The sequence below is a fragment of the Amycolatopsis orientalis DSM 43388 genome (assembly GCF_000411975.1).
Classification (GTDB): domain Bacteria; phylum Actinomycetota; class Actinomycetes; order Mycobacteriales; family Pseudonocardiaceae; genus Amycolatopsis; species Amycolatopsis orientalis_D.
This window is the reverse complement of the sequence record NZ_ASXG01000091.1, coordinates 1-26,966: the sequence shown is the minus strand read 5'-3', so window position 1 is coordinate 26,966 and position 26,966 is coordinate 1. Positions and strand designations below refer to the sequence as shown.

26 protein-coding genes are annotated in these 26,966 nt (G+C 69.6%); 15 read left to right on the top strand and 11 right to left on the bottom strand.

Annotation, left to right across the window (positions count from 1 at the left end; genetic code table 11):
• Window positions 1-54: 54 nt before the first annotated feature.
• A complete protein-coding gene (locus tag L942_RS17755; protein WP_037361692.1) occupies window positions 55-1,305 on the bottom strand; it encodes an MFS transporter in 1,251 nt (416 codons plus the stop codon).
• Window positions 1,306-1,441: 136 nt separating this feature from the next.
• Between L942_RS17755 and L942_RS17750 the strand changes: the two genes are divergently transcribed.
• Complete coding sequence (locus L942_RS17750) at window positions 1,442-2,935, top strand: serine/threonine-protein kinase (RefSeq protein ID WP_037361719.1); 1,494 nt, start codon at window positions 1,442-1,444, stop codon at window positions 2,933-2,935.
• Here L942_RS17750 and L942_RS17745 read toward each other — a convergent pair.
• Entirely contained in the window at window positions 2,932-3,510 is a 579-nt protein-coding gene (locus tag L942_RS17745) for an HAD family hydrolase (RefSeq protein WP_200862849.1), read from the bottom strand. The genes L942_RS17750 and L942_RS17745 overlap by 4 nt on opposite strands.
• A gap of 98 nt (window positions 3,511-3,608) precedes the next feature.
• Here L942_RS17745 and dinB point away from each other — a divergent pair, with 98 nt between their 5' ends.
• Window positions 3,609-4,826 carry a DNA polymerase IV gene (gene dinB / locus L942_RS17740; RefSeq protein ID WP_037361690.1) on the top strand — a complete coding sequence of 406 codons (1,218 nt, stop codon included), beginning with the start codon at window positions 3,609-3,611 and terminating at the stop codon, window positions 4,824-4,826.
• Window positions 4,827-5,685: 859 nt separating this feature from the next.
• On the opposite strand, the gene L942_RS44320 is transcribed toward dinB, so the two are convergent.
• Both L942_RS44320 and L942_RS17730 read right to left on the bottom strand, forming a co-directional pair.
• The gene (locus tag L942_RS44320; protein ID WP_158684485.1) at window positions 5,686-6,243 is read right to left on the bottom strand and encodes a hypothetical protein; all 558 of its coding nucleotides are present in this window, start codon (window positions 6,241-6,243) and stop codon (window positions 5,686-5,688) included.
• 264 nt (window positions 6,244-6,507) lie between these two features.
• Complete coding sequence (locus tag L942_RS17730; protein WP_081655110.1) at window positions 6,508-7,899, bottom strand: sugar porter family MFS transporter; 1,392 nt, start codon at window positions 7,897-7,899, stop codon at window positions 6,508-6,510.
• 429 nt (window positions 7,900-8,328) lie between these two features.
• Between L942_RS17730 and L942_RS17725 the strand changes: the two genes are divergently transcribed.
• From L942_RS17725 to L942_RS46015, 5 genes are all read left to right on the top strand, one after another.
• Window positions 8,329-8,622, top strand: coding sequence for a hypothetical protein (locus L942_RS17725; RefSeq protein ID WP_037361686.1), 294 nt, complete (start codon window positions 8,329-8,331; stop codon window positions 8,620-8,622).
• Complete coding sequence (locus L942_RS17720) at window positions 8,619-10,118, top strand: alpha/beta hydrolase (RefSeq protein WP_037361684.1); 1,500 nt, start codon at window positions 8,619-8,621, stop codon at window positions 10,116-10,118. The genes L942_RS17725 and L942_RS17720 overlap by 4 nt, the downstream gene beginning before the upstream one ends.
• Before the next feature lie 71 nt (window positions 10,119-10,189).
• Window positions 10,190-10,750: a hypothetical protein gene (locus tag L942_RS17715; protein WP_037361683.1), complete on the top strand. Its 561-nt coding sequence runs from the start codon at window positions 10,190-10,192 to the stop codon at window positions 10,748-10,750.
• 47 nt (window positions 10,751-10,797) lie between these two features.
• Entirely contained in the window at window positions 10,798-11,115 is a 318-nt protein-coding gene (locus L942_RS46020) for a TetR/AcrR family transcriptional regulator (RefSeq protein ID WP_326929346.1), read from the top strand.
• 8 nt (window positions 11,116-11,123) lie between these two features.
• Entirely contained in the window at window positions 11,124-11,381 is a 258-nt protein-coding gene (locus L942_RS46015) for a TetR family transcriptional regulator C-terminal domain-containing protein (RefSeq protein WP_326929345.1), read from the top strand.
• A 104-nt stretch (window positions 11,382-11,485) separates the two neighbouring features.
• Here L942_RS46015 and L942_RS17705 read toward each other — a convergent pair whose 3' ends face one another.
• Complete coding sequence (locus L942_RS17705) at window positions 11,486-12,043, bottom strand: YceI family protein (RefSeq protein ID WP_037361681.1); 558 nt, start codon at window positions 12,041-12,043, stop codon at window positions 11,486-11,488.
• Window positions 12,044-12,143: 100 nt separating this feature from the next.
• On the opposite strand from L942_RS17705, the gene L942_RS17700 reads away from it, so the two are divergent.
• Both L942_RS17700 and L942_RS17695 read left to right on the top strand, forming a co-directional pair.
• Complete coding sequence (locus L942_RS17700; protein WP_037361713.1) at window positions 12,144-12,629, top strand: MarR family winged helix-turn-helix transcriptional regulator; 486 nt, start codon at window positions 12,144-12,146, stop codon at window positions 12,627-12,629.
• A 19-nt stretch (window positions 12,630-12,648) separates the two neighbouring features.
• Complete coding sequence (locus L942_RS17695; RefSeq protein ID WP_037361679.1) at window positions 12,649-13,638, top strand: glutathione S-transferase family protein; 990 nt, start codon at window positions 12,649-12,651, stop codon at window positions 13,636-13,638.
• 43 nt (window positions 13,639-13,681) lie between these two features.
• On the opposite strand, the gene L942_RS17690 is transcribed toward L942_RS17695, so the two are convergent.
• The 3 genes from L942_RS17690 to L942_RS17680 all read right to left on the bottom strand — a co-directional run bounded on the left by L942_RS17690 (window position 13,682) and on the right by L942_RS17680 (window position 19,797).
• Entirely contained in the window at window positions 13,682-14,353 is a 672-nt protein-coding gene (locus L942_RS17690; RefSeq protein WP_037361677.1) for an alpha/beta fold hydrolase, read from the bottom strand.
• A gap of 69 nt (window positions 14,354-14,422) precedes the next feature.
• Window positions 14,423-16,684, bottom strand: a complete 2,262-nt coding sequence (locus tag L942_RS17685) for a hypothetical protein (RefSeq protein WP_051166060.1) — start codon at window positions 16,682-16,684, stop codon at window positions 14,423-14,425.
• Window positions 16,685-16,734: 50 nt separating this feature from the next.
• Window positions 16,735-19,797, bottom strand: coding sequence for a BTAD domain-containing putative transcriptional regulator (locus L942_RS17680; protein WP_051166059.1), 3,063 nt, complete (start codon window positions 19,795-19,797; stop codon window positions 16,735-16,737).
• Between the two features lie 119 nt (window positions 19,798-19,916).
• On the opposite strand from L942_RS17680, the gene L942_RS17675 reads away from it, so the two are divergent.
• From L942_RS17675 to L942_RS42985, 4 genes are all read left to right on the top strand, one after another.
• Window positions 19,917-20,552, top strand: a complete 636-nt coding sequence (locus tag L942_RS17675) for a TetR/AcrR family transcriptional regulator (RefSeq protein WP_037361675.1) — start codon at window positions 19,917-19,919, stop codon at window positions 20,550-20,552.
• A gap of 1 nt (window position 20,553) precedes the next feature.
• Window positions 20,554-20,850 carry a DUF6204 family protein gene (locus L942_RS17670; RefSeq protein WP_037361673.1) on the top strand — a complete coding sequence of 99 codons (297 nt, stop codon included), beginning with the start codon at window positions 20,554-20,556 and terminating at the stop codon, window positions 20,848-20,850.
• 121 nt (window positions 20,851-20,971) lie between these two features.
• Window positions 20,972-21,535 (top strand): hypothetical protein, encoded by a 564-nt coding sequence (locus tag L942_RS17665; protein ID WP_158684484.1) that lies wholly within the window; start codon window positions 20,972-20,974, stop codon window positions 21,533-21,535.
• Window positions 21,532-22,521, top strand: coding sequence for a hypothetical protein (locus L942_RS42985; protein WP_051166055.1), 990 nt, complete (start codon window positions 21,532-21,534; stop codon window positions 22,519-22,521). Before L942_RS17665 ends, L942_RS42985 begins: the two co-directional genes overlap by 4 nt.
• On the opposite strand, the gene L942_RS17655 is transcribed toward L942_RS42985, so the two are convergent.
• Entirely contained in the window at window positions 22,518-23,039 is a 522-nt protein-coding gene (locus tag L942_RS17655) for an arsinothricin resistance N-acetyltransferase ArsN1 family B (RefSeq protein ID WP_200862848.1), read from the bottom strand. The two genes, L942_RS42985 and L942_RS17655, sit on opposite strands and share 4 nt — an antisense overlap.
• A 42-nt stretch (window positions 23,040-23,081) precedes the next feature.
• Between L942_RS17655 and L942_RS17650 the strand changes: the two genes are divergently transcribed.
• Entirely contained in the window at window positions 23,082-23,639 is a 558-nt protein-coding gene (locus L942_RS17650; protein WP_037361671.1) for a helix-turn-helix domain-containing protein, read from the top strand.
• 81 nt (window positions 23,640-23,720) lie between these two features.
• Here the strand turns inward: L942_RS17650 and ligD are convergent, their stop codons facing one another.
• Both ligD and L942_RS17640 read right to left on the bottom strand, forming a co-directional pair.
• Complete coding sequence (ligD, locus tag L942_RS17645) at window positions 23,721-25,310, bottom strand: DNA polymerase domain-containing protein (protein ID WP_037361669.1); 1,590 nt, start codon at window positions 25,308-25,310, stop codon at window positions 23,721-23,723.
• A gap of 15 nt (window positions 25,311-25,325) precedes the next feature.
• On the bottom strand, window positions 25,326-25,802 hold the full coding sequence (locus L942_RS17640) for a MarR family winged helix-turn-helix transcriptional regulator (RefSeq protein ID WP_037361668.1): 477 nt from the start codon (window positions 25,800-25,802) through the stop codon (window positions 25,326-25,328).
• A gap of 84 nt (window positions 25,803-25,886) precedes the next feature.
• On the opposite strand from L942_RS17640, the gene L942_RS17635 reads away from it, so the two are divergent.
• Window positions 25,887-26,522 carry an FMN-dependent NADH-azoreductase gene (locus L942_RS17635; RefSeq protein WP_037361665.1) on the top strand — a complete coding sequence of 212 codons (636 nt, stop codon included), beginning with the start codon at window positions 25,887-25,889 and terminating at the stop codon, window positions 26,520-26,522.
• Window positions 26,523-26,966: the final 444 nt, after the last annotated feature.

Below are 26,966 nucleotides of genomic sequence, written 5' to 3'. Positions count from 1 at the left end.
TGACAACAACTGGACGTGACCGAAACCAGTACCGCGGCGCACCCGTCCCGCGGATCACGGTGCGGGAGGTGGGGTGGCCTCGTCGAGGGGAGTTCGGCGGGGCCGCACCGCGCGGTCCGCTCGCACTGCCCGCGTCCACGCGATCCCGGCAGCTCCGGCACAGCCGGCTCCGGCGACGGCGGCGATCGCGACCACTGTCGTCGGCGCGAAGGCCAGTGCCAGCGCGCCCGCGGCCGCGATCGTCAGGCCCTGCGCCGCCCGCAACGCGGCGATCGCGACTCCGATCACCTGGCCGCGCTGTTCCGGCGGCGCGGCGAGGCTGTACTGCACCTGGGTGATCAAGTCGTGCGCGGAGAACATCCCGGACACCGTCCAGACCGCCACGACCACCGGTAACGCGGGCGTCCAGCCGGTCGGCAGCAGCACGAGACTGCTCGCCACCGCGAGCGGGCCCAGCCACCGCACTTGCCGGGTCCGCGGCAGGCGGCTGATCAGCAACGCGCCGAGCAGGGTTCCGACCGGGTTCGCCACCAGCAGCCAGCCGAGCACGCCGGTGCCGCCGAGTTGCGCGGCCACGGGCACCGCCAAGCCTTCCGGGACCACGTAAAACCCGCAGCAACACGCGATCGCCAGCAGCGACCTCAGCTTCCGGTCCCGCACGACTAGCCGGCAGCCCGCTTTGAGCGACGCCCATTGCGGCACGTGTTCGGTCACCTTCGAGACCGGGTACGGCCGCAAACCCCAGCGCAGCGCGGCTGCGGACACCGCGAACGTCACCGCGTCCGCCCACAGCGCACCGGAAACGCCGAGCCAGGCGACTACCGCGGCACCGGCGCCGAAACCGATCACCAGTGCGGCCTGGTACGTCGAGGACAGAATCGCTTGGCCGGTCGCCAATTTCTCCTCGCCGAGCAGGTCCGGCAGGACCGCTTGCCGCGCCGCCTGAAACGGTCCGGCCGCGAGTTGCACGACGACGAGCAGTGCGGCGGCGAGCGGCCAAGGCATGCCGGGAATCGCCATCAACGCGACCAGCAGCGCGCGCACGACATCCGCGACCACGAGCACGGTCCGGCGCGGAAACCGGTCGGCGAGTCCGCCGAGCGCACCGCCGAGGAGGTCCGGCAAATAGGTGAGCGCGTACGTCCCGGCGGCCCAGCCCGCGGACGCCGTTCGGTTGAACACCAACACGGTCAGCGCGACTCGGGCTAGTTGGTCACCTGCCACCGAAAGCACGTGCGCGAGCCAGAGCGCACGGAATTCGCCCATCCGGAACACGCTCCGGAAAGACGGCGCTGTGGTGGTCATGTGCTCACCCTGTCGTGACCCGGCCACTCGGAGCAACCCCGGCGGGGTGCCGGTGGGTCGCGGATCAGGCTCCGGCCGTCCGTGGAAAACTGGGTGATCGCCGTCCGTGGATGATGTCGCACCGAAGGGTTTTCCGTTGACCGAGGAGAGCCGGCAGGTCGCCGGTCGCTACGAGCTCGTCGAACTGATCGGCAGCGGCGCGATGGGGATGGTCTGGCGCGGGGAGGACAAGATCCTCGGCCGCGTCGTCGCGGTCAAGGAACTCCTCATGCCCGTGAACCAGGGCGAGGACAAGGTCGAAGAAGCCCGCAACCGCGCCATGCGCGAGGCCCGCATCGCCGCCCGGCTGCAGCACCCGAACGCCATCTCGGTGTTCAACGTGGTCGAGCACGAGGACCGGCCGTGGCTGATCATGGAGTACCTGCCCTCGCGCAGCCTCGCGGTGAAACTGCGCGAGGACGGGCCGCTGACCGTCGACGAGGCGATCCCGTTCGCGGTGCAGCTGGCCGGCGTGCTCGCCGCCGCGCACCGGGCGGGAATCGTGCACCGCGACGTCAAACCCGGCAACGTCCTGCTCGGCGACGACGGCACCACGGTCAAGGTGACCGACTTCGGCATTTCCCGCGCGGTCGGCGACGTCACGCTCACCGCGACCGGCGAAATCTCCGGCACGCCCGCGTTCCTCGCTCCGGAGGTCGCGCGCGGCGAGGAAGCGACGTTCGCCTCCGACGTATTCGCCCTCGGCGCGACGCTGTACATGGCTGTGGAAGGCGAACCGCCGTTCGGCACCGCGGACAACGCGATCGCCTTGCTGTACCGGGTTTCCAGCGGTTCGATCAACCCGCCGAAGCAGGCCGGGAAGCTGGAGCCGCTGCTGCTGAAGCTGCTGGAACTCAAGCCGGAGGACCGGCCGTCGATGGCCGAGGTCGTCACGGAGCTGCGCAAGCTGGACGGCGGCGTCACCCCGGTCGCGACGGTTCCGGAGCCGCCGACGCTGCCGGACGCCAAACCTCCGGCCGTGCCCACCACGGTCGCGGTTCCGGCCGCGGGCGCTGCCGCCGCGCCGCAGGCGGGCTCGGACCGAAGACGCCGCGGGATGATCTTCGCCGGGGCGGGTGCGCTGCTTGTCGTGCTCGCCGTGATCGTCACCGTCGTCCTCACCCGCAACCACGGGCAGGAAGACCCCTCCGCGAACCCGCCGGCCGGCGCGAGTTCCGCCGCCGCCAACACTCCGGCGACCTCGTCCGCTTCGCAGCCGTCGCCGTCGACGCAGCCGTCGACTTCGCCTTCGTCGAGCAGCCCTCCGTCGTCCAGTTCCGCGGCGAACTCGCCGGAGGCGATGGCTGCCGCGTTGCGCACCTACTTCTCGTATCTGCCGAGCAATCTGGAGAGCGGCTGGGCGATGCTCAGCGAGGGATTCCGCTCGTCGCGAGGCCAGACGTTCGACCGGTACAAGTCATGGTGGAGCCAGTTCAGCTCGGTGACCGCGAGCGACGTCCAAGTCACCGGAGCGAACACGCTCAGCGCGAAGATCACCTACCACCGAGCTGGTGGCACCTCGACGACCGAGATACACCGGTACACGATGTCGCAGCACGACGGCACCTGGCAGATCGACGTGGAGAACTAGCTCTCGAGCAGCAGCGCGATCGCGGCGGCGGTGTCGCGGTCCGGGCCGACTCGCACGGTGCGCAATCCGGCGGACCGTGCGGGCCCGACGTCCGCGCCGACGAGCCAGGCGTCGTCCAGCGTGGTCTCGCAGCGTTCGGCGGCGAGTTCGAACAGCCTCGGGTCCGATGTGGACAGTCCGTCCGGCCCGGCGAGCGCCCAGCCGTCCACGAGCCCGGCGATTCCGGTGCACAGCAGCGTGGACAGCTGTGGTTCGCCCTCGCCGACGACGCCGATCCGCCAGCCCGCCGCGCGCAGCCGGGGCAATCCGGTCAGCACGCCGGGCGCGGCCGGGACGAGCGCGGGATGGCGTTCGCGGTAAGCGTCCTCGAGGTCGGGTTCTTGCAGGTCGAAGCGTTCGCGGAGGTCCTTGAAGAACGCCGCCCGATCGGCGCGCCCGCGATCGTCGGCGGCGATGAGCCATTCGGCGTCCGCCTCGGCGAGCCGGTGTTCCGCGCAGAACTCCCACACCCAGCGGCGGAATCCCTCCGCGCGATCGACGAGCGTGGTGTCGAGGTCGAACAGGACGAGCCGCACGGGGGAGAGGTTAGCGCGTTCTGACCGGGCTCCGGGAGACTTTTCTACTCCGTTCGAGTGAATGGATCCCGGTTTTTGTCGGGGTTCGATGCGAACATATGTTCGTGACGAGCGAAGGACCGATCCTCCACGCCGACCTCGACGCGTTCTACGCCTCGGTCGAGCAGCGCGACGATCCCCGGCTGCGCGGCAGGCCGGTGATCGTGGGCGGTGGCGTGGTGCTGGCCGCGAGCTACGAGGCCAAGGCGTTGGGCGTGCGCACCGCGATGGGCGGGGCGCAGGCCAGGCGGTTGTGCCCGCATGCCGTGGTGGTGCCGCCGCGGATGTCGGTCTACAGCGCGGCGAGCAAGGCGGTGTTCGAGGTGTTCCGGCAGACGACGCCGGCGGTGGAAGGAGTGTCGATCGACGAAGCTTTCTTGGATGTCGGCGGGTTGCGGCGGATCGCCGGGAGCCCGTCGGAGATCGCGGTGCGCCTGCGCGCGGAGGTGCTGGCGCGAGTCGGGCTGCCGATCACGGTAGGGGTGGCGCGCACGAAGTTCCTCGCGAAGGTGGCGAGCGGCGTCGCGAAACCGGACGGCTTGCTGGTGGTGCCGCCGGAGCGCGAGCTGGAGTTCCTGCATCCGCTGCCGGTGGAACGATTGTGGGGAGTGGGAAAGGTGACGTCGGCGAAGCTGCGGGAACGCGGCGTCCGCACCGTGCGCCAAGTCGCCGAACTGCCCGAGGCCGCGCTGATCTCCATGCTGGGCCCAGGTTCCGGACGACATCTGCACGCGTTGGCGCACGGCCGCGACCCGCGCGCGGTGCAGCCGGGAAAACGCCGCCGCTCGATCGGTTCGCAACGCGCGCTGGGCCGCCGCTCCCGCTCGCCGGCCGAGCTGGACGAGATTGTGGTGTCCATTGTGGATCGATTGGCGCGACGGCTGCGCAGTGCGTCGCGAGTTTGCCGGACGGTGGTGCTGCGCATGCGCTTCGCGGACTTCACGCGCGCCACGAGGTCGCACACGCTCGCCGACAGCACCGACCACACGGAAACGCTGCTGTGCGCTGCCCGTGGCCTGCTGTCTGCGGCGCAACCACTGGTGTACGGCCGGGGTTTGACGTTGCTGGGTCTGTCCTTCTCGAATCTCGACAGCCATGGGGCGGTGCAGTTGGCGCTGCCGCTGGATCAACCGTCCAGTCCGGCGATGTCCGCGGAGGCGACCGCACTGGACTCGGCGGTGGACGCGCTGCGGAACCGCTTCGGCGCGAGCGCGTTGACTCGGGCGGCGTTGCTGAGCCATGAGGCGGGGATGGAGATGCCTATGCTGCCGGATTGATTGAAACCGGTGGTCCCGCGGTCACTACGCGGTGGTTCGGACGGCTTGCGCGAGAGGGCTAGAGGTCGTTGCCTGGCATCGGGAATGGATGCTTGTGCGGCCGCCGGACCTGTTGAGCGTGGTGGTCCCGCGAGGACTGTTTCCCGGCTGCCCCTGGCGGAGTCTGGCCTGCCCCTGGCCGGGTCTCGCCTGCCCCTGGCGGGGCCTGGCCTGTCCTTGGCGGAGCCTGGCCTATCGCTGGCGGGGTCTGGCCTGTCGCTGGCGGGGTCTGGCCTGCCTCCGGCGGGGCCCGGCAAGCTCGGCCGGGTGGGGTGCTGGGCGAAGTTCCGCGCGTGCTTGCCGGGATTCGAGCAGGGTGCTGTGTCGAGGCGGCTTCGTGCACTGGTGCTCGCTCTGAAGTTCCATTGCCAGGTGGGATTTGGCGGAGTTGGAGCGTTTGTCGGTCGTGGTGGCGGGAGGTGCGCTCGCGCTCCGTGGTGACCGTGAACCCGTTCCTGAGCCGGGGCATCGCGGTTTTGCGGCCGGGCTGTTCCCCTGCGCTTGCCGGGTGGGATTTGGCGGAGCCGGAGCGTTCGTCGGTCGTGGTGGCGGGAGGTGCGCTCGCTGCTCCGCGGTGACCGCGAACCCGTTCGTGAGCCGGGCATTGAGGATTCGCGGCACGGCTGTCACCCTGTGCTCGCGCTGCTGCCCGAGGGCGGAGCCTCCGCGAGGGCCTCCCGCGAGGCTCTCCCACGAGGCCGCTGTCGCGAGGGCGCCACTACATCCTGGTCGCAGTGGAAGCCGGTGAGCCCGAGGCCGCCGCAGCGCGGGTCCTGAGGGCGCACGTCGAGCGGAGCAGGCGGAGCGTGCAGAGGCCGCGCTATCGCGGTTGCACCGCGGTGTACAGCGCTTGGGCGACCTTGCGGAGCGGGCCACGGCAGGACTCGGGGTTTCCGCTCGGAGCCGCTGCGGTGTAGTGGAGCTGGAAAACGGCGTTGCGGTCCAAGAAGATCAGTCCGCAGTCCGACTGGCTTTTCTGCGGGAGCCGGCGAGCCTTCTCGCCGAAGGCCAGGCCGACGGGGCTGTCGTCGTTGCTCGCGGCGGTGGCGCCGGTGAAGGTGGTGGTGGCGTGTTCGCTGCCGGACTGCGCGGCGGTGGTTGCGAACCAGCTTGCTTGCAGTTCCACGAGCGGTCGTTGTTGATCCGTCGGGGTGAAGCTGCAGAGAAGGGTGCCGTCCTTGCTGATTTCGGGGTACCAGGTGCGAGCCACTTCGGCAGCGTTTCGCGGAATTTCCGGGCTCCGGGCCGTGAAATCGGTGCAGGCGGCGAAGTCGGTGTCGTGGTACTTGTCCGGCGTCGTGTCTGAGGTTTTATGGTTCGCGCCCCAGAGGTACGCGCCGAAGCCCGTCGCCCAGAAGACCACCAGTGCGGTCGCCACGACGGCGAAGCAGACCCCAGACCACAGCGCGACCCGGTGGCTCGTCTTCATCGCGTGCATGACAACGCGATTCCGGCGTGCAAGGTTGACAAAACAGCTGGTATCTCCTGGCCGTCGAGACGGCAGGCTTCGCTCACGATGTACGCCTCCCCTGCGTAACTTTCGCGGGAAGAGTAGCAATTCTGGCGCGGCTAGCCACAGCGGACAAAAACAGCCGGGCGGCAAGGAAATCCCTGCCGCCCGGCTGTACCCCGAGAGGGAAATTCAGGCGCGTGCCTTCGAATGCGTCCGCCCGCGCAGGTCGAGTTCGATTTCCTCCAGTGTCCGGCCCTTGGTTTCCGGGACGAGCCACTTCGTGAGGGCGAACAGGACCACGTTGATGCCCGCGAACAGGAACATCGAGCCGCCGAGGCCGAGTGCGCCCGGGTCGGAGATGATCGGGAAGACGGCGCTGATGATGCCGGTCGCGGCCCACAGCACGACGCTGCTCACGCCCATGCCCGCGGCGCGGACCTTGAGCGGGAAGACCTCGGCCATCATGACCCACACGACCGCGCCCCAGCCCAGTTCGTAGCCGACCAGGTACAGCACCATCGCGACCAGCATCAGGATGCCCTTGGTCGCGGTGTCGTGGACCTCCAGCACGATGAACCCGGCCGCGACCAGCGTGAGCACCATCAGCACGTTGCCGATCAGCAGCAGCGGCTTGCGGCCCCACCGGTCGACCACGAACACGACCCACGCGGTGAACAAAAACTTGGTCACGCCCAGCAGCACGCCGGACAGCAGCGCCGCCTGGGTCGCGAAGCCGAGGCCGATCAGCATGGTCGGGAAGTACGCGTTCACCGCGTTCACCCCGCTGAACTGCTGGCCGATCGCGAGCAGCAGGGCCACCACGAGCATCGGCCGCACGGTCGGCGTCAGCAGGTCGCGGAACCGGGTTTTCGCCGATTCCGAGTCGAGCCGGATGACCTCGCGGATGGTGCCGATCTCGTCGTCGACGTTCACCGCGCCGCCGTGCGAGCTGAGCAGGACCGCGCGCGCTTGGTCCTCGTGGCCGTTCGCGACGAGCCAGCGCGGCGTTTCGGGCAGGAACACCAGGCCCGCCAGCAGGATCACCGCGGGCACGATCGCGCCGGCGAACATCAGCCGCCAGTTGCCCGAGCTGCCGAGGCCGTAGCTGACCAGGAACGCGATCAGGATGCCGAGCACGATGAAGATCTGGTTCAGCGCGCCCATCGCCCCGCGCAGCCGGGCCGGGGCGAGTTCCGACAGATACGTCGGGACCGTCGAGGAGGAAAGGCCGATTCCCACGCCGATCACCAGCCGGGAAATGATCAGCAACGCGAACGTCGGCGAGAACGTGGCCGCGAGCGTGCCGACGATGACGACCACGGCGGCCGTCATGATCGTCCGGCGGCGGCCGAGTCTTTCGTTGAGCCGCGAGGAGAAACTCGCGCCCACGATCGCGCCGACCGAAATGCTCGCGGTGATGACGCCTTTGTCCCAGCCGGACAGGCCCCAGAGTTTCCCGATGAACGGCAACACCCCGGAAATCACCCCGAGGTCGTAACCGAACAGGATGCCGCCGAGGGCACCGAAGAAATACAGCGTCGTTCTGCCGATGGGCCGCCGCGCCGCGGCTGTCTGTGTCATTGCCGAGCCGTCTCTTTCCGGGATGGCCGGCCGGTCCTGGTCCGCTGCCCGCGAGGTCAGCGCCGTCCTGGCCGGACGAATGGGGGTCGAGGGGACAAGGACTGCCGGACTTGTCCAGCACTGCGGAACGGCTGATCCGCCGCCGGGCAACGCCTTCCGCCGCCGCGCGCCGGCTCAGCCGGTTCCGGTTCGAACTTCGCCGTACACAGTCACACGCTGGTCACCCGCGGGCAATACACCGGCTGATAACTATTCAGTCACGTGACTAGCGTTCACATATGTGGACAAGCTAAGGGAACGTTTTCGCAGGTCAGCGGCGTGCCGGGCAGATCCGGTCAAGAGTTTCCGCGAAGCTCGAACTGTGCGGAACCGGCTGTCGCGGCCGTTCGTCGTACGGGTCGTCCGGTCGCCGCGGTGGGGGAGATGCGCATGGGAACGGGTTTCGAGGTCGCTCCGGGGGAGGTCGCGACCGCGGTCGGCCGGGCGCGGCAGGCGGCGGCGACCGTCCGGTCTGCCGACCTCGCGGGCGCGCTCGCCGGAGTCGGGTTGCCCGGCGGCACGAGCCTGGCCGCGGCGGACCGCCTGTCCGACACCTGGGGCCGCGCGGTTCCGAAGTGGACTGCCGACACCGAGGCCTACGCGGGGAATCTCGACCAGGCCGCGGCCGGTTACCGCGGCAGCGACCAGAACGCGACCGGCAAGATCGCGGCGGCCGGTCGATGATCACCTGGGGAGACGTCCGGCGCTGGAATCCCGCCGACCTCGCCGCGGCGGTCGACGCGCTCGGCGCTCGGGCTGCCCGGCTGACCGCGGCGAACGATGACGCCGACGCCATGACGAAGTTCGGCCCCTGGCAAGGCGACGCGGCGGACGCGGCGACCGCCAAAGGCACGGCGCTGACCGCGGAATTGCGGCAACTGACTGCTGACGTGTCGGCAGTCCGGCGCGGGGTGCACGACGCGCAGCTGGCGGTCGAGCGGATCAGCGTGGAGGTGCGCGAGGTCGACGAGTTCGCCTCGCGCAACGGAATGCGGATCGACGACGGCGGGGGAGTCAGCGGGGAGCCCGAGCGGCAGGCCGAGGTCGCCGACCGCGTCGGCCGGATTCTTCGCGACGCCACCGAAGTCGACGCTGATCTCACCGTGGTGCTCGACCGTGCGGCGAAGGGCGAAAGCGGCGGCACCGGAATGGTCGCGCTGGCGATGGCGACCACCAGCCAGCCGAAACCGAACGGCACCCCGGCGGAGAACCGGGCGTGGTGGGACAGCTTGTCCGACTCCGCGCAGTCCTCGATCCTGCGCGACAACCCGGACCTGATCCGCAACCTCGACGGCATCCCGGTGGTCGATCGCGACGCGGCGAATCGCGTTGTACTGCAACGGGAAATCGACAAGCGCAAAGGCGACGATCCGCAGCTGCGCGGACTCACCGCGATTCGCGACCGGCTCGCGGCCACCGGCGACGGCAAACCGCCCGCCTTCTTGATCTCGCTCGACGTCAGCGGCGACGGCACCGCGGTGGTCGCCGCCGGAAACCCGGACACCGCGGCGAACGTCGCGACGTACGTGCCCGGAACCGGCAGCGAGCTGTCCAAGATCGGCGGCGATCTCGGCCGGTCGGACAAGATGTGGCAGTCGGCGACCATGGCCGGCTCGCCGTCGACGTCGGTGATCACCTGGGTCGGCTACGACGCGCCGGACGAACTCGTGAACGCCGCCAGCGAGAAATACGCCGACGGCGGCAAGGCGGCGCTGGCGAAATTCGAGGACGGCCTGCGAGCTTCGCACGAAGGCGCGCCGTCGCACAACACGGTGCTCGGCCACAGCTACGGCACGACCGTGATCGGCCACGCGGCTCGCGACGGCGGGCTCAACGCCGACGACTTGATCTTCGTCGGCAGCCCCGGCGTCGGGGTCGAGCACGCGAACCAGCTGCACCTCGACGGCGTCCCGCAGGATCAGGTCGCCCAGCACGTGCACTCGACGGTCGCGGAACACGACCTGATCAAGATCACCAACATCGGCGTCGGCGGCCACGATCCGCTCGGCCCGAGCCCGGCCGGCGACGGATTCGGCGGCCAGGTCTTCGAATCCGCGCCGGGCGACAAGGGCCCGTGGTACGAGGGCGGCCTGTCCGGGGCCGCGCACAGCCAATACTGGGAGGACAACAACCCGTCGCTGCGCAGCTTCGGCCGGATCATCGCCGGACTGCCGGCGTGACGCCGCGCCGCACCGCGCTGGCCTGCCTCGCCGCCCTTCCCCTCGTAGCCTGCTCCCCAGGAGGTGGAGCCATGACCCCCACGATCACCGAAACCGAAGCCCGCGACCGGGTCGAGGACTACGTGCGCGGCGCGTTCTCCGCGCTGCCCGCGCCGGCCGGACGGGAACTGTTCTCCCGCAACCGTTCCGAATGCACCGACCCGACCGACCACGGCCCGGCCGGGCGGTTCGAGATCTCCGCCACCTACGAGGTGACCGGCCTCGAGCCGGACACCTTCGGCGCGCAGTTCGACGCCGTCGTGAAGTGGTGGCAGGGACACGGCTTCACCGTGCTGACCGACCGGCGGCCCGCCGACCAGTACGTCTTCGCGCGCAACGACCGCGACGGCTTCGACATGTCGTTGCAGGCCAACGAACTCGGGAAGCTCTACCTGGGTGCGACGTCGCCGTGCGTCTGGCCGAAGGGCACTCCCGAACCGGAAGCCGAGGCCGAGATAGCCGCCGCCGAGCCAGCCGCCGTCGAGCAACCGGAGGCCGCGGAAGCTCCGGAACGGCCACGACCGCGTCGCGCGCCGGTGGACGACGAGGACTTCGGACAGACGTCCTGGTCCGACGGAGGCACCGCGTTCTGATCTTCCGCGCGTAGAGTGGACTCGCAGGTCCAATCGGGAGATGGCGGATGACGCTCACGCGCAAGGGTGAGGCCACGCGACAGCGGAGCGTGGAGGGCGCGGCCGAGGTGATCCGCGAACGCGGCGTGCTCGCGACGACGCTGGACGACGTCCGCGCGCGGACCAAGACGAGCAAAAGCCAGCTGTTCCACTACTTCCCGGAGGGCAAGGAGGAACTGCTGCTGGCCGTCGCGCGCTGGGAGGCGGATCGGGTGCCGGAGGTGCAGCAGCCGGCGCTCGGCACGCTGCGTACCTGGGACGACTTCCGGACCTGGCAGAAGGTGGTGCTCGCGCACTACACCGAGCAGGCAGGCACTGCCCGCTGAACGTGGTGATGTCGCAGATCGGCCGGAACACGCCGGGCGCGCAGGCCGTGGTGACGCAGTTGATGCGGCGCTGGCTCGGCGAGTTGGCCGCGGGGATCGAGCACCTGCGGGCGGCGGGGGAGATCCGGCCCGGGCTGGATCCGAAACAGGCCGCGTCAGCGCTGCTGGCCGGGGTGCAGGGCGGAGTATTGCTGCTGCTCACGACCGGGGAGCCGCGGCATCTCGAAGCCGCGCTGGAGGTGGGTATCGCCGGTCTGCGCGGCTGAGCGCAGGCCGAGCGGCGAGTCGTGCTCCGGCCGCGCGGCTGCGCTCGACGTCTGACTTCCGCGGTGAAGGGTCCCGGTTCCGGAACCCTTCACCGGCTGTTCGTTCAGGCGTTCTTGATCGCGGAGATCTCGAACTCGAGGGTGATCTTGTCCGAGACCAGCACGCCGCCGGTCTCGAGCGCGGCGTTGAAGGTGACGCCGTAGTCGCTGCGGTTGATCGTGGTCGAGCCCTCGAAGCCGACGCGGTCGTTGCCGAACGGGTCCTTCGCGGAGCCGCCGAACTCGAACGGGATGGTCACCGACTTGGTGACGTCCTTGACGGTCAGGTCGCCGGTCACGTCGAAGGTGTCCTCGCCGGTCTGCTTGATGCCGGTGGAGGTGAAGGTGATGGTCGGGAACTGGTCGACGGACAGGAAGTCGTTGTTGCGCAGGTGGCCGTCGCGGTCGGCGTTGCGGGTGTCGACGCTCTTGGTCTGGATGGTGACGCTGGCGCTCGAGTTCGCCGGGTTCTCGCCGTCCAGGGTGAACGATCCCTCGAACTCGTTGAAGGAGCCGCGGACCTTGGTGACCATGGCGTGGCGGGCGACGAAGCCGATCCGGCTGTGCGCGGCGTCGATCGTGTAGGTGCCGGTCAGGTGGGCGTAGGTGGTCGCGCTGGTCATGTGTTCCGTTCCTTCGGGTTCTTGGTTGAGTGTTCAACTAGCACTGTAGCCCACAATAACTGATTGCGCGAGCAAGTGTCGGATATACTCCCCCTCTGTGGTGACCAGAACCCCGCTGACCAGCGAAGAAGAGGCAGTGTGGCGTCCGCTGATGCGCCTCGTCACGGTCCTGCCGAGGGCGCTTGAGGACCAGTTCGCGCACGACAACGGCGTCTCGCTGACGGATTACACCGTGCTCGTGTCGCTGGCGGAAGCACCCGAAGGCAGGCTGCGGCTCACCGATCTGGCCCAGGCCACGGCGCTGTCGCTGAGCCGGATCAGCCGGGTCGTGGAGGCGATGGTGCGCCGCGGCCTGGTCAAGAAGGTGAAGTGCCCGCAGGACCGGCGGGCCGCGCACGCGACGCTCACCGAATTGGGGCACGCGAAGCTGGCCGCCGCGTATCCGGGGCACCTGGAGCGGGTGCGTTCGTTCCTGTTCGACCATCTTTCGCCCGAGGAGGTCCGCGCCGCGGGCCCGATCCTCGCCCGGCTGGCCGCCGCGCTGGAGCCGCCGGACTGTTCCGCCTGCCCGGACGACCAGACCTGATCCCGACGAAAGGCTTCCGATGCCCGACCAGGGTGAGTTCAAGCGCGACACGAACTACATCTCCGACCGCATCACCGCCGACGGCCGCGACGGCTGGCCGGTGGAGCCCGGCCGCTACCGCCTGGTGATCGCGCGCGCGTGCCCGTGGGCGAACCGCGCGTCGATCGTGCGCCGGCTGCTGGGTCTCGAAGAGGTGCTGTCGATGGGCCTGTGCGGCCCGACGCACGACGAGCGCAGCTGGACTTTCGACCTCGACCCCGGCGGCCGCGACCCGGTGCTCGGCATCGAACGGCTGCAGGAGGCGTTTTTCGCCCGCTACCCGGACTATCCGCGCGGGATCACCGTTCCGTCCATTGTGGACATCCCGAGCGGGCAGGTGGTGACCAACGACTTCAAGCAGATCACCGTCGACTTCTCGCTGGAATGGACTGCCTACCACCGGGACGGCGCGCCCGAGCTGTACCCGGAACGGCTGCGCGACGAGATCGAGGACGTCGCCGAGAAGGTCTTCCGGGACGTGAACAACGGCGTGTACAAAGCGGGGTTCGCCACTTCGCAGGAGGCTTACGAAGAGGCGTACCGCGCGTTGTTCTCCCGGCTCGACTGGCTGTCCGAGCGGTTGGCCGGCCAGCGGTACCTGGTGGGAGACACGATCACCGAGGCGGACGTGCGGCTGTTCACGACGCTGGTCCGGTTCGACGCGGTCTACCACGGGCATTTCAAGTGCAATCGGCAGAAGCTCACCGAGATGCCGGTGCTGTGGGCGTATGCGCGCGACCTGTTCCAGACGCCCGGCTTCGGCGACACGATCGATTTCGGGCAGATCAAGGAGCACTACTACGTGGTGCACCGGAACGTGAACCCGACCGGGATCGTGCCGCTGGGGCCGGACCTGGCCGGGTGGCTGACGCCGCACGGGCGGGAGGAACTGGGCGGGCGTCCGTTCGGGGACGGGACGCCGCCGGGGCCGCCGCCGGCCGGGGAACGGGTGCCTGCGCTGGAGTCGTGAGTGTTCTTGCCGGTTCCAACCGGCAAAAACACTCACGAGGCCGTCAGTCCAGGCCCGCGTCGAGGAGGATCCTCAGCAGTTCGTCCGGCGCGTCGCGCATCAGGTCGTGCTTGCTTTCCAGCGCGTGGACGTTCCACTGTGGATCCTCGACGAGCCGTCGGTACGTCGGTTCGAACGGGGAGCCGCCGTCCCAGATCCGCGCGGACACGTAGTCCCGGCGGCGGAATCGGCCCAGGTCCCCGTCCAGCCGGATCGACTGCAGCAGGGTCGCCAGCGGGTGCGCCGACGCGCGCGGGTCGAAGAACGGCAGCGGCGGCACGGCGTATCCGGTCTCGCCGACGCTCAGGTACCACTCGCGCTGCCGGTCGTCGGTGAGCGTCCAGCAGGAGTCGCCGTTTTCCGGGACGAAAGCGTCGAGGTACACCAGCGCGTCGACCAGTTCCGGAACGCGGTCGGCGGCGCCGGTGATGACCATCCCGCCGTAGCTGTGGCCGACCAGCACGGCGCGTTCGACCTGCTCGGCCCGCATCGTCCGCACGACGTCCTCGATGTGGGTGTCGAGGTTGACTCCGGAGTGCAGGAGGTGCTGCCGCTCGCTGAGGCCGGTAAGCGTCAGCGGGAGCACGCGGTGGCCGCGATCGCGCAGTTGGGCGGTGAGCCGGTCGAAGCACCAGCCGCCGTGGCAGGCTCCGGGAACGAGAACGTACGTGGTCATGGCCGCAACGCTAGAAGCGGCGCGGCGATAAGTCCAAGAGCTAGTTCTTCCCGGGACCAGAAGCAACGGTTATCTACGAGCGGGCAGCGGCAGGTCGCGGGCTTTGCGGAAGTCGGTCAGGGCCGCCCACGCGAGGTGCGGGTCGAGCGCGAGATGCCGCCGGGCGACGGCCAGTTCGTGCAGGTCCGGGGTGAGTCGCGGCTTGGCGAGCGCGTCGGTGAACACGTCGAGGACGGTGGCGCAGAAGAGGACGAACGCGCTGCTGTGCAGCCGTAGGCGGTTGACCGCGTCGGCGAGGTCGGGGGTCGCGCCTTCGTGCAGTTCGGCGGCGAGTTCGGCGAGTTCCACCGCTTCGCGGAGGTCGGGGATGCGCAGGAGTTTCGGCCACAGTTCGATCAGCTCCGGCGTCTGCGCGAGACTGCGGGCTTGTCCGATGAAACCGGCCGTTTTGGCTGCCAGGTCGGCGCGGACCAGGATGCCGGTCACCGTCGACAGCGACGGTTCGTAGTGTTCGATCGTCACGTCCACCATGTCGATCGTGGTGCGGCGCAGGTCGCGCGGCAGGCCGCCGGAGAGGCAGTGGCCGAGGTAGCAGAACTGCTCCGGGACGCCGGGCAGCCGCTGCGCGATCCACAGCCGGCTTTCGTCCAGCGTGAACGGCTCCAGGCGCACCACTTCGGAAAACGCGCTGTCGAAGGCGTCGCGCACGGCCAGTCCGCGTTGCTCGAAGCTGAGCACCGCGTCGTCGGACACCGCCACGAAGTACAGGCAGCCGGGCACGCCGAAGATGCCCTTGATGTCGTTCACCAGCTGCTGGGCCTTGTCCTGCTCGCCGATCTTGTCGAGTTCGTCGATGGCGACGACGACCCGGTCGGTGATCCCTTCCTCGCGCAACGATTCGGCGGTCAGCTGGGCGAACGCGCGGAACTCGTCGACGACTTCCGGATGCGTCAGCTGCTGTTCGGCCCGCTGCGTGGTGCGGGTGCGGCCCAGTTCGCCGCCGGCCGGGACGGCGAGCTTGCCCGACCAGCCGGTGGTGTAGGTCAGCAGGTACTGGATCCGGAGCAGCTGACGGCGGGCCTCGGTGCGCAGGGCGCGCGGTCCGGCTGTCGACTGGTGGCGCAGGAAGAGCACGACCGCGCCGATTGCCGAGGCGAGGAGTTTCCCCGCCCACCGGACCGCGAGGAGCGCCACCACGACCAGGGCGATCCGGTTGTGCACCGGCTGGCCCGTCCATAGCGGACCCAGAAGCTCCGGGAACCGCACCTGGGAGACGGTCCGCCACAGCTCGACCGGGAACCGCGTGAACTTCCCGTTCCACAGCGCGCCGCCGACCGCCCAGGCCAACACCGCTGAGGCGAGGAGATCGGCTGTCCCGCGCCAGAACCGGCGGGCCCACCAGTGCCAGCCTTGTTCCGGGCCCACTGTCTGCCGGATCCGTTCGAGGACGGCTTGGCACAGCAGCTTGTGCAGGTGCAGCACGAAATCGCGGGCGTCGTAGGTGGCCGGGGCGGACGCGACCACCACCAGCGGCGCCGGGTTTTCGCTGCCGTGCAACAGACCGCGCTGCATGGAACGGATCGCGGTGGTCTTGCCGGACCCGCGTTGCCCGCCGAGCGCCACCGCGCCGGAACCCGCGCGTTCGAGGACCCGCCGGATCCGTTTCGCCGCCGCGGTCGGCACGATCCGGGTGCTGTCCTCCTCGCCGAGGTCGTATTGCTGCTCGAAAACCAGCGTCGTGCCGAAGTGCAGCTTCCGGTGCGCGGAAATGACGTCGCGGACCTCGGGCAGCACGATCTCGCGCGCGGCGAACGAACGCCGCGGCCCCAGGCCGAATTGCTCCTCGTGGAACTGCATGGCGTCCGGATTGATCCACTCGCGCAGCGACGTCACCTTGCGGACCGCGAGCGCGCCGGTGGCGAACAGGACGCACGGCATCATCATGCCGGCGAAGATCCGGAAGAACAGCGGAAGCCGGCTCCACGCGGCGGTCATCAGGCTGAGGTAGGCGAACCCGAGCAGGAGCGCGACCAGCAGCCAGACCGCCTCGCGCGGCGACATCGCACGGTTTCGCGGACGGAAGCCGCGGTCGCCCTCGGCCATGACCTGGTCCTGCAGCGTCCGGATCTTGGCCAGCAGCGTCTCGTTCGCGAACAGCTCCTCGCGCACGACGTCGGCGCGCAGCGATTCGCGGGCGAGCAGCCGGGTGACCTCGGGCGAGCTGAGCGTTTCGTCGATCAGGGAGGCCAGCGCGGCTTGGGCGGTCCACGAATCGAAGTCCTCGAGGTCTTCCTCTTCGATCGAGTGCGGGTCGCTCCGCTCGCCGGTCACCGGCGGATGATGCCACAGGAGTGCTCGCGCCGGGGCGGCTTCCGAAGGACTCAGCGAAGGACGTCGTAAGCGAGGGCGACCGGGTCCTCGACCGGGCCGGACGGCTGGGCCCGGACGGCGGCCGCGGCGGCGGTCGCGTCGGGAAGGGCCAGGTGCGGGCCGCCGCGGAGACGGTCTGCGGCGGCGAGGAGATCAGCGGCGGCGATCGGGCGGTCGACGCGTACGGCATGATCGGCGATGCCTACGAGGACAATCGACAGATACAGCACTTCGCCGGTAGCCGCGACCAGGGCGAGTGCTTCGCGGCGACGGTCCCGGGCCGTGGACAGGTCGCCGGTCTGGGCGTCCAGGTAGGCGTGCGAATGCTGGATCATCGCGCGGAACAACGGGTGCGGGTCGGATTCGCTCAACAACGCTTCGGCGCGGTTCAGCTCCTGGCGGGCTTCCGCGAGATCTCCGCGCCAGCGCGCCAGGTCCGCTTTCGTCAGGGCCAGAAACGCGAGCGAATCGGGGAACGGCACACTCCGCGCGTCGCGTTCGGCGGCGGCTACCGCGGCCGCGGCGGCCGCCTCGTCGCCGAGTTGCCAGAACAGCGGCGCTTGCCGGCCACGGGCGAACAGGACGTCTTCGGCCGAGCCGAGTTCCGAGACGACTTCGATCGATTCCTCATAGCACGAAACGGCTTCCTCCAGTTCGCCGCGCCGGCTGACGACCTCGGCGAGGCTGTTCAGCGCCAGCGACAGCCACCAGCGTTCCCCGCTCAGCCGGAACAACCGGACCGCCTCGCGGATGTCGGCTTCCTGCGCGGCCGAATCGTGCCGGAGGTTCAGCTGCGATCGCGCCCGATGCAGCCGGGCATGGCCGCGCAGCCACGGATCCTCGTCGGACAGCAGGTCGTCCAGAGCGGACCCCAGGGCAGCGCTGTCCTCGGTCTGGGTCAACGCCGGAATGATGGACCGCAGCAAGGAGTTCTTGCTGTCCCGGCTGAGTTCGAGCGCTTTGCGGCCCAAGGCGTCGGCGGAGGTTTCGGCGGTCATCCCGATGGTCAGCAGCAAGGCGGCCATCGCGTATCCCATCGCGCGCAGCTCGCGGTCCACCTCGCCGGGCAGGGCCAACGCCGCCTCGACCACCTCCTGCGCCTCGGTTTTGTGCCCGGTCAGCATCCAGAACCAGGCACACGACGTCGCCAGCCGCAGTGCCGTGGTGGCTTCGCCGGCGGCGATGGCCCCGCGCACCGCGGAGAGCAGATTGCCGTGCTCGGCGGCGAAGCGCGCGAGCCATTCGATCTGCTCGGCCCGGCGCAGGTATTTGTCGCCGGTCTCGGCGAAGGAGGCGAACCACTCGGCGTGCGCTTGACGCAGTTCCTCGCGTTCGTCGGCCACGGCGAGTTGTTCCAGGCCGTACGCCTTGATCGTTTCGAGCATCCGGTAGCGCGGCTCGGCGTCCTCGGAAACCGTCAGCAGCGATTTGTCGACTAATGCGCTGAGCAGCTCGGACGTGCCGCCGCAGACCGCTTCCGCGGCTTCGGCGGTCGCGCCCCTGGAGAAGACCGACAGCCGGCGCAGCAGCTGCCGTTCGTCCGGCTCCAGCAGGTCCCAGCTCCAGTCCACCACCGCGCGCAACGTGCGGTGCCGGGGCAACGCGGTCCGGCTGCCCGCGGCGAGCAGGCGGAACCGGTCGTCGAGCCGGGCAGCCAGCTGTGCCACGGTCATCGACCGCAACCGGGCCGCGGCCAGTTCGACCGCGAGCGGCATTCCGTCGAGCGCCCGGCAAATCCGCACCACAGCGTCCACAGTGGACTCGTCGACGGTGAATCCCGGCCGGACCGCAGCGGCCCGGTCGGCCAGCAAGCGCACCGAAGCACACGACATCGCTTCGACGGCCGTCGCGCCTTCCGGGGGCAGCGCCAGCGGTTCGACTGGCCAGAGCGCCTCCCCGGTCACCGCCAAAGGTTCCCGGCTGGTCGCGAGAATGCGCAGCCGCGGGCATTCGCCGAGCAAATGTTCGGCAAACTCGGCGGCGGCCTCGATGACGTGTTCGCAGTTGTCGAGTACCAGCACCGCATCCCGGTCCCGCAACGCTCTCGTCGCCCGCTCGCGCGGAGTGCCGTTGGCGAGCGGCCCGGTGTACTTCTGCTCGCGCAGGCCCAACGCGTCGAGCACGGCCTGCGGGACGTCCGCGCCACTGGCGAGCGGAGCCAGTTCGGCGAACCACACGCCGCCGCGCTCGGCCAGCAGATGCCGTCCGGTTTCCGCGGCCAGCCGGGTCTTTCCGGCTCCGCCGGGCCCGGTCAGCGTGGTGAGCCGGTACTCGCCGACCAGCTCGGCCACGCGCGTGACCTCGGTGTTCCGGCCGACGAAACTGGTCAGCCCGGCGCGCAGGTTCGTGCGCGCGACGTCCTCGCCGGCGGCCGTCTCGCGGAGGATTTTGGTGTGCGCGGCGGACAATTCGGGAGCCGGGTCCGCGCCGAGTTCGTCCGCCAGGGCTGCCCGGATCCGCGCGAACACCTGAAGAGCTTCGGCCGGCCGTCCAGCGGCTTGCAGCGAGAGCATCAACGCCGCGGTCAGCCGTTCCCGCAGCGGATGTTCGGCAACCAGCTTCGACAGTTCCTCGACGAGATCCGCGCCGTGCCCCAGCCGGAGCGCGGCTTCGGCGCATTCCTCGGTGGCGGACAGCCGCAGTTCGTTCAGCCGGGCGATGTGGCCTTGGAAGAACTGCGCGTCGGAGACGTCGCCGAGGGCGGGGCCGCGCCACAGGTTCAGCGCTTCGCGCAGCAGCACGACCCGCTTCTCGTCGGGTGCCGTCCGAGAGGCGGTGACCAGCTCCTCGAAGCGGGCCGCGTCCACCGTCGCCTCGGGCAGCCGGTAGCCGGACGGGGTGGAATCGAGCCGCGTGCCGATCCGGCGAAGCCGCGAGACGAGCGCCTGCAGCGCGTTGGCCGTCGCCGGCGGGCACGTCCCCCAGACGGCGTCGACCAGCCGCCCGGCCGGCACGACCCGGCCCGGCTCCAGCGCGAGGGCGCTCAGCAGCGTCCGCAATCGGGCCCCGGTGATCTCGACTGCGGCACCGTCGTCGTTCCGGACCTCAAGCGGGCCCAGCAAGCCGATCCGCACCTGGTCGATGATGCCGGGCCGGCGGCCGTCCCGTCCTCCGGGATCTCCCCGATATCCAGGCGGCTCGGGAGGAAAAAATGGAGTCGACACCAAGTTTGGAGTCTGCTTCACTTTTCGGTGTGGGACTTCGAGAGCGGAAGAAGCGGGAGACGGTTCAGCGCATCGCGGAAACCGCGCTGCGGATGTTCGTCGAGCGCGGATTCGACGCCGTGACGATCGCCGAGGTGGCTGAGGCCGCCGACGTCGCGGTCAACACGGTCTACCACCACTTCCGCGTCAAGGAAGACCTCGTGCTGCCGCCGTCCGAGGCCTCGGCGGGACGACTGGCCGAGATCGTGCAGGCGCGCGGACCGGGCGTGTCCGCGGCCCGCGCGGTGCTGGACCGCCTGCGCGGCGAGATCCAGCAGCGCTCGCGGACCATCGGGCTCAGCCCGGGGTTCGGCCGGGTGCTGCCGATGATGCTCGCCGCGCCCACGCTCGCCGCCCGGCTGCGGGACCTCGGCGAGCAGATGGTCGCCGAACTCGCCGCCGTGCTGATCGCGGAAACCGGTGCGGTGCCAGCGGATCCGGTCCCCGGGTTGGTCGCTGCGCAAATCGGGTGGGTGCACAGCTTGCTGTACGGCGAGATCGGCAAACGCACCGTCGCCGGAGAGCGGCCGGACGACATCGCGGAGGCGGCGTTGACGCTCCTCGACGCGGTGGAAGGCCTGCTCAGCGACCAAGTACTGACTTATGCGCCTCGAAAGGACGCCTGACATGGACGCATTCCGTGTGCTCATCCGCGGCAAATTCGACCCCCTCGACGAGAGCGCTCGTGCCGTGCTGGAGGCCAGAACCGACGTCGCCTTCACCGAGGAAGGCACCTTCACCCACGACGTCAACGCGACGGCGTTCACCTTCCGCTGCCAGGTCCCGGCCGGTCCGGATGACGACGAACGCGCGGCCAAGGACGGTGCCCTCGCCGCGTTGGAGGCACATGGCCTGCCGCATCGGGACCTGAATTACGCGGTCACCGATTTGCGCGCGATCAAGATCCGGAGGAAGAGCCGCTAGCGGCAGGGCGGTCGCGGTGATTCCGCTCGGTTCGACTGTGCCGCTGCTGCGGCTCTGACTGGATTCGCCCGAAGTCGCGTCGTTCCCGGGGTTCAGTGCGGTTCGTACCTACAGTGGCGAGGTGACTACGCCTGCAGAGGACCAGCGCGACCACGTGATGGCGCGCGCGTCCGCGCTCCGCCGGGAGCTTCGTGCGGGTCTGGCGCTGCTGCCGGACCAGGCGGACGACGAACGCACGCAGCTGCTCGACGTCTTGGTCGAGCGGGCGGAGGCGCTGCTGCGCACCGAGAAGGAGGTCGACGCCGCGGTCGAGCAGGTGCGCCTCGCCCGGCTGGAGGCAAAGCGCGGGAGGGCGCAGCGGACGACGTTGTACCTGGCGGTCGCGCCGGTCGCGGTCGGGATGGTGAGCGGGGCGATGATGCTGTTCGGCGCGCTCAACGCGATCTGGCTGCTGCTCGCGTTGCCGCTGCTGGGCGCCGGGCTGCGGATCGCGTTCGGGCCGCTCGGGCCGACGCCGCTCATGGTCGCCCGGCGGCAGCGTGCCGGCTACAGCGGGGCACTGGCCGCGATCTTCACCGCGGTCGCGCTCATCGGGACCGGGCCGGCCGCCCAGCCGATCATGGTCGTCCTGGCCGCGCTCGCCACGGTCGCGACCTTGGCGTTTCTGGTGCAGGAGGCGCGGTGACCTACTCCGAGTACTACCGCGACACCGAGTACTACCCGGCCGAGGAAGGCCCGGAGACCGATCCGGAACTGGCGGCCCTCACCGACACCGTCGGCGGGATGCAGGAGACCGTCGACGATCTGGAAAGCCGCACCGTCCGGGAGCTTTCCGAACTGCGCGAGACGGTCGAGTCGTTCACCGAAACCCATGCCCGGCACGAAACCCGGCTCGACCACACGGCCCGGCAGCTCGAACGGCTTCGGCAGCGGTTGCTGGTGCTCGAACGCGCGGTCCGGGTGTCGGAGAAGGTGCCGGTGGTCGACTTGGACGACGTCGGCCCGCGTCTGCGGCAGCTCGCCGCGGAGGCGGAGCGGCGGCACAGTCTCGCCGCGCAGTTGCTCACACCGAGCCAGCGCCGACCGTACGAAGAGGACGTCGCGCGGCTGCCGAAGGCGCGAGAAGCGTTGGCACAGAGCGAAGAAGCGTTGATCGCCGTGCTGGAGGTACTGGCGACAGCCGAGCGCGGAACGCCGGAACGGGACGACGCGGAGTCGCGACTGTCCGAAGTGGTCGCTCGGCGGCGTGGGGTGCTGGATCGACAGCTGCCCGCCGCGCAACAGGATGCCGAAGCGGCGCACCAGGTTTTGGCCGCGGACGAGGTGACGCGGACCCGGGTGCTGCCGCAGATCGAGAAGTGCGAACGGGACTGGGAAGAGCTGCATTCGCGGCTGCGCGAACGGATTACCGAGGCGATCGGGTCGAGCGCGTTGCTGCCGGTGTGGTTCACGCACGCGTTCGGGGTCGCGCCGCCTTCCGGCGCGGCGGGGGACAAGTGGATCCGCGCGGCGACGTCGGCGTTGGCGTATCGGGTGACGCACGGCGTGGTCGATCCCGCGTTGCCGTTGGGGGAGCCGCCGCCGTCGGACACTGACTGGACGGAGCCGAAGTGGTCCTGGCGAGCCCGGCTGGAACACGACATCGAGGAACTCGACCTCGGCGTGGATTAACGCGGCTCGTCCGGCGGGGTGTCGGACGCCGGGACGAGTTCCCGCTGCATCCATGTGACATCGCGCCAGGCACCGTGTTTCCAGCCGATCCGCCGCCAGGTCCCGACCAGTTCGAAGCCCATCGCCTCGTGCAGGCCCATGCTCGGCTCGTTCGGCTGGGTCATCCCGGCGACCGCCATCCGGAAGCCGCGCTCGGCCAGCCGGGCGAAAAGGGCTTCGTACAAGGCTTTTCCGCCGCCCGCGCGTCGACGGTCCTGCGCCAGATACACGCTCACCTCGCACGACCAGCGGTAAGCCGCGCGCTCCTTGTACGGGCTCCCGTACGCATAGCCGACGACCTCGTCGTCCATTTCCAGCACCAGCCACGCGTACGATTTCGTCGCCTTCGCGATCCGCGCGGCCATTTCCGTCGGCGTCGGGGGTTCGGTCTCGAAGCTGATCGTGGTCTGCCGGACGTACGGGGCGTAGATCGCCGCGCACGCCTCGGCGTCCCGTTCTTCGGCAGGTCGGATCAACATGTGCACGATAGTAGACATAACCCGCTGCTATAGTCGACCACTGTGACCGATCCCCTTTCCGCTTCGCTCGCCGCCGCGGTGCGTGAAGCCCGTCAGGACCGCGGGCTGTCCGCTGGTGTGCTCGCGGAACGTTCCGGAGTTTCCCGCGCCATGATCGGGAAAATCGAACGCGGCGAAGCGCAGCCGACGGCCGTGTTGCTGAGCCGGCTCGCCACCGCGCTCGGGCTCACCCTGTCCGAACTGATCGCCCGCGCGGAGGGCGACGACCGCCGCCTCGTGCGGCGCGGGGATCAGCCGACCTGGCAGGACCCGGTCACCGGCTACGTGCGCCGCGCGGTTTCGCCGCCCGGGCACGGGGCCACCGAATTGGTGCAAGTCGACCTGCCGCCCGGGGCCAAAGCCGGATTCCCGGCCAGTTCTTACGCGTTTGCCGACCATCAGGTGTGGGTGCTGTCCGGTCAGTTGCGGTTCCACGAAGGCGAAACCGTGCATGAACTCGCCGAGGGCGACTGTCTCCAGTTGGGCCGTCCGGTCGACTGCGCGTACGAGAATCCCGGGACCGAGCCGTGCCGCTATCTGGTGGTGCTCACCAAACGCTGAATGTGCCGCACGCAGTCGCGACGATGTTCGTCAGCCGAGCGCTCGCCCGCCTCGGCTTCGGCGTTTCCGCGGCGGGGATTCTCACGACAGCCGCGGCAGGCGTTGGTGCACGTCGAGCAACTGGGCGAACGGATCTCCCGCCTCCGCCACGCGATCGAGCACCGTCCGGATCGTCCACCGATCCGGAGTGAGGTCGGGGTCGTCGAGTTCGTCCCACTCCAGCGGGACGGACACCGGCGCCCCCGGCTTCGGCCGCACGCTGTACGGCGCGACGAGCGTTTTGTTCAGCACGTTCTGCGTGTAGTCGAGCCGGGCCAGCCCGCCGCGGCGGTCCTTGTGCCACGCCCAGCTCACCAGGTCCGGCACGATCTTGCCGATCGACTTCGACACGGTTTCCGCCCACGCCCGGGTCTCGGCGTAGGTGTACCGCGGCTCGACCGGCACCCAGATCTGGATCCCGCGCTGTCCAGTGGTTTTCGGCCGTCCGACGAGGCCGAAATGGTCGAGCGCGGTCCGGTGCAGCCGGGCGAGCGCGAGCACGTCGTCGAAGGACGTTTCGGAGCCGGGGTCGATGTCGAACAGCAGCCAGGTCGGATGCTCGACGTCGGACGTGCGCGACGTCCAGGCGTGCAGTTCCAGCGCGGCGAAATTGGCCAGCCAGGCCAGATCCGCGACGCCCGAGGGCACGAGGTACTGCTGCACGTCGCCGGGGTCGGCCGCCTCGTAATGCCAGCGGTGCAGCCACGCCGGCGCGTGGTCGGGGACTTCCTTGTGCCAGAACCCGGGTTTGTCGATGCCGCCGGGGAACCGGTGGGTGTTGAGCGCGCGTCCGGCGAGGTAGGGGAGCATCGTCGGCGCGATCCGGGTGTAGTACTCGATCAGCTCCCGTTTGGTGATCGGCGCTTCGCCCTCGCGGCCGGGAATCAACGTCTTGTCGAGGTTGGTGACTTTCAGCTGCTGCCCGGCGACCGTCCAGGTGCCCTGCTTGCCCATCTCGCTCAGTGCTTTGAGTTCCTCCTCCGACGCGGGCTCGAACACCGGATGCAACGGCACTTCGGCCTCGGTCGCCGGCAGGTCGCTTCGCCACAACGCGGGCGGAGCGGCCGCGATCTCGTCGTTGGTGAGCCCGCTTTTCACCGACTTCGGATAGTCCTCGGCGTCCCAGCCCGGGGTGGCGTGGTCGTCCTGCTTGTGCAGCAGAAACCACTGCTTCCCGTCGTCGTCCTTCTTGGGACGGATCAGCACGAAGCGGCCGGCCAGCTTCTCGCCGTACAGGTCGAAGTGCAGGTTCCCGTCCGCGAGCGCCTGCTCCGGATCGTCGGTGTCGACCGGCTCCCAGCGTCCGCGATCCCACACGATCACGTCGCCGCCGCCGTACTCGCCGCGCGGGATGACGCCCTCGAAATCGGCGTACTCCAGCGGATGGTCCTCGACGTGCACGGCCATCCGCCGGGCCTTCGGATCGAGCGTCGGCCCCTTCGGCACCGCCCAGCTGACCAGCACGCCACCTAGTTCGAGCCGGAAGTCGTAGTGCTTGCGCCGGGCCCGATGCCGCTGCACGACGAAGCGGTAACCAGGCTCCTTCGGGGCGTCCGCGCCGGCCGGCTCGTCGGTCTTCGCGAAGTTGCGCATCGCTCGGTACTTCGCGAGCCGTTCAGCGGCGCCGTCCATGCGCTGCCCCTCCCGTCAGCAGGTCGGTGGCTCCTCCGTGCAGGAGCTGCTGTCGACCGTTCCGGAAGCCGCTTGCACCAGCAAGTTGTAGAGCTGCTCGCGCTGGTCCGGATCGAGCGCCGCGAAGACCTCGTCCTCGACCGCCGCGAGCGCCGCCTCGGCCCTGGCCAGCTCCTTCGCGCCGCGGTCGGTGAGCACCACCACGTGCCGCCTGCGGTCCTCCGGCGAACGCCGCCGTTCGATCAGCTGGCCGGCCTCGAGGTCGTTGAGCAGGCCGACGACGTTGGTGCTGTCCATCTCGAGGATCTGCGCGAGGGACTGCTGGGTGCTGGAACCGCGGGTCTGGAGGACGGTCAGGGCGATCAAATGCCGAGGCCGCAGCCCGAACGGAGCGAGCACGCTCTCCGCGCGCAGCCGGATCCGGCGCGCGAAGTGCTCGAGCAACGCACCAGACCTGCGCGGAGCCTGGGCGACGAGCGGCAGCGGAGCCATGTGTCCAGTCTACGAGACAAGCCGCTTGGCTGCCGTGCTATAAATGGTTTGTCCTACACAAACTATCTATGGACGGTCATCGACATGGCACACTTGCTGCACCTCGACTCGAGCATCAACGGCGACCGCTCGGTGAGCCGGAAACTGAGCGCCCGCGCCGCCCAGGCCTGGCTCGCCGCCCATCCAGACGGGACGGTGACCTACCGAGATCTGGGCGCGAACCCGGTCCCGCACCTTGATCCGCTGGCCTGGGAAGCCCGGATCACGCCCGCGACGGAACACACTGAAGCCCACCGCGAAGCCGCCCGGATCGGCGAGGAACTGGCGGCGGAGGTACTGGCCGCGGACACGATCGTGCTGGGCCTGCCCCTGTACAACTACGGCGCACCGAGCTCGGTAAAGGCCTGGGTGGACCGCCTGATCGCCTCCGCGGGCGACGACCCGTCAGTCCTGGGCGCCGGACGAGAACTCCTGGTCCTGGCAAGCCGCGGCGGAGGCTACGGCGAAGGCACCCCACGACACGGCTGGGACCACGCCGAAGGCTGGCTCCCGCACGGCCTCTCCCTGACCGGCCTGGAACCGCGCTTCATCACGGCAGAATTCACCATGGCGGACGTCAACCCCGCCCTGGCGGAATTCCGCCCGCACGCCGCCGACAGCCTGGCCGCGGCAGAACGGGAAATCGACGCCCTCTGGACCCCCGCCGTCGCCACCCGTTGACTCCCCAGATGCCGTGGAGGCTCCTTCGGGGACACCGATTCCCTCAAGGGTCCTTCACGGCTTTCGGAGGTTTTCTCGCACGCGGGCGTGCTTGGGTTTTGTCCGTGCGGGCCACCTTCACGGACGCTGATTCTCTCGGGGTCCCCTTCACGACCGGCCGCCGTCTGTGAGGGGCCCCTTCACGGACCTAGATTCCCTCAAGGGGTCCTTCACGACCGGCCGCCGTCTGTGAGGGGCTCGTTCACGGACTTGGATTCCCTCACGGGGCCTTTCACGACCCGCCGCCACCGAGATGCGCCCCAGCGCGGCATTGGGTGCATCCCATGCACCGAACGCCACATCGGGGGCGCAAGCCCCAGCCCTCCCGAAACCGCCGCCACCGCACCCAACTCATCGAGGCACCCAGCCCTGGCCCTGCACCCCGATACGAAGCGTCCCTGCGGT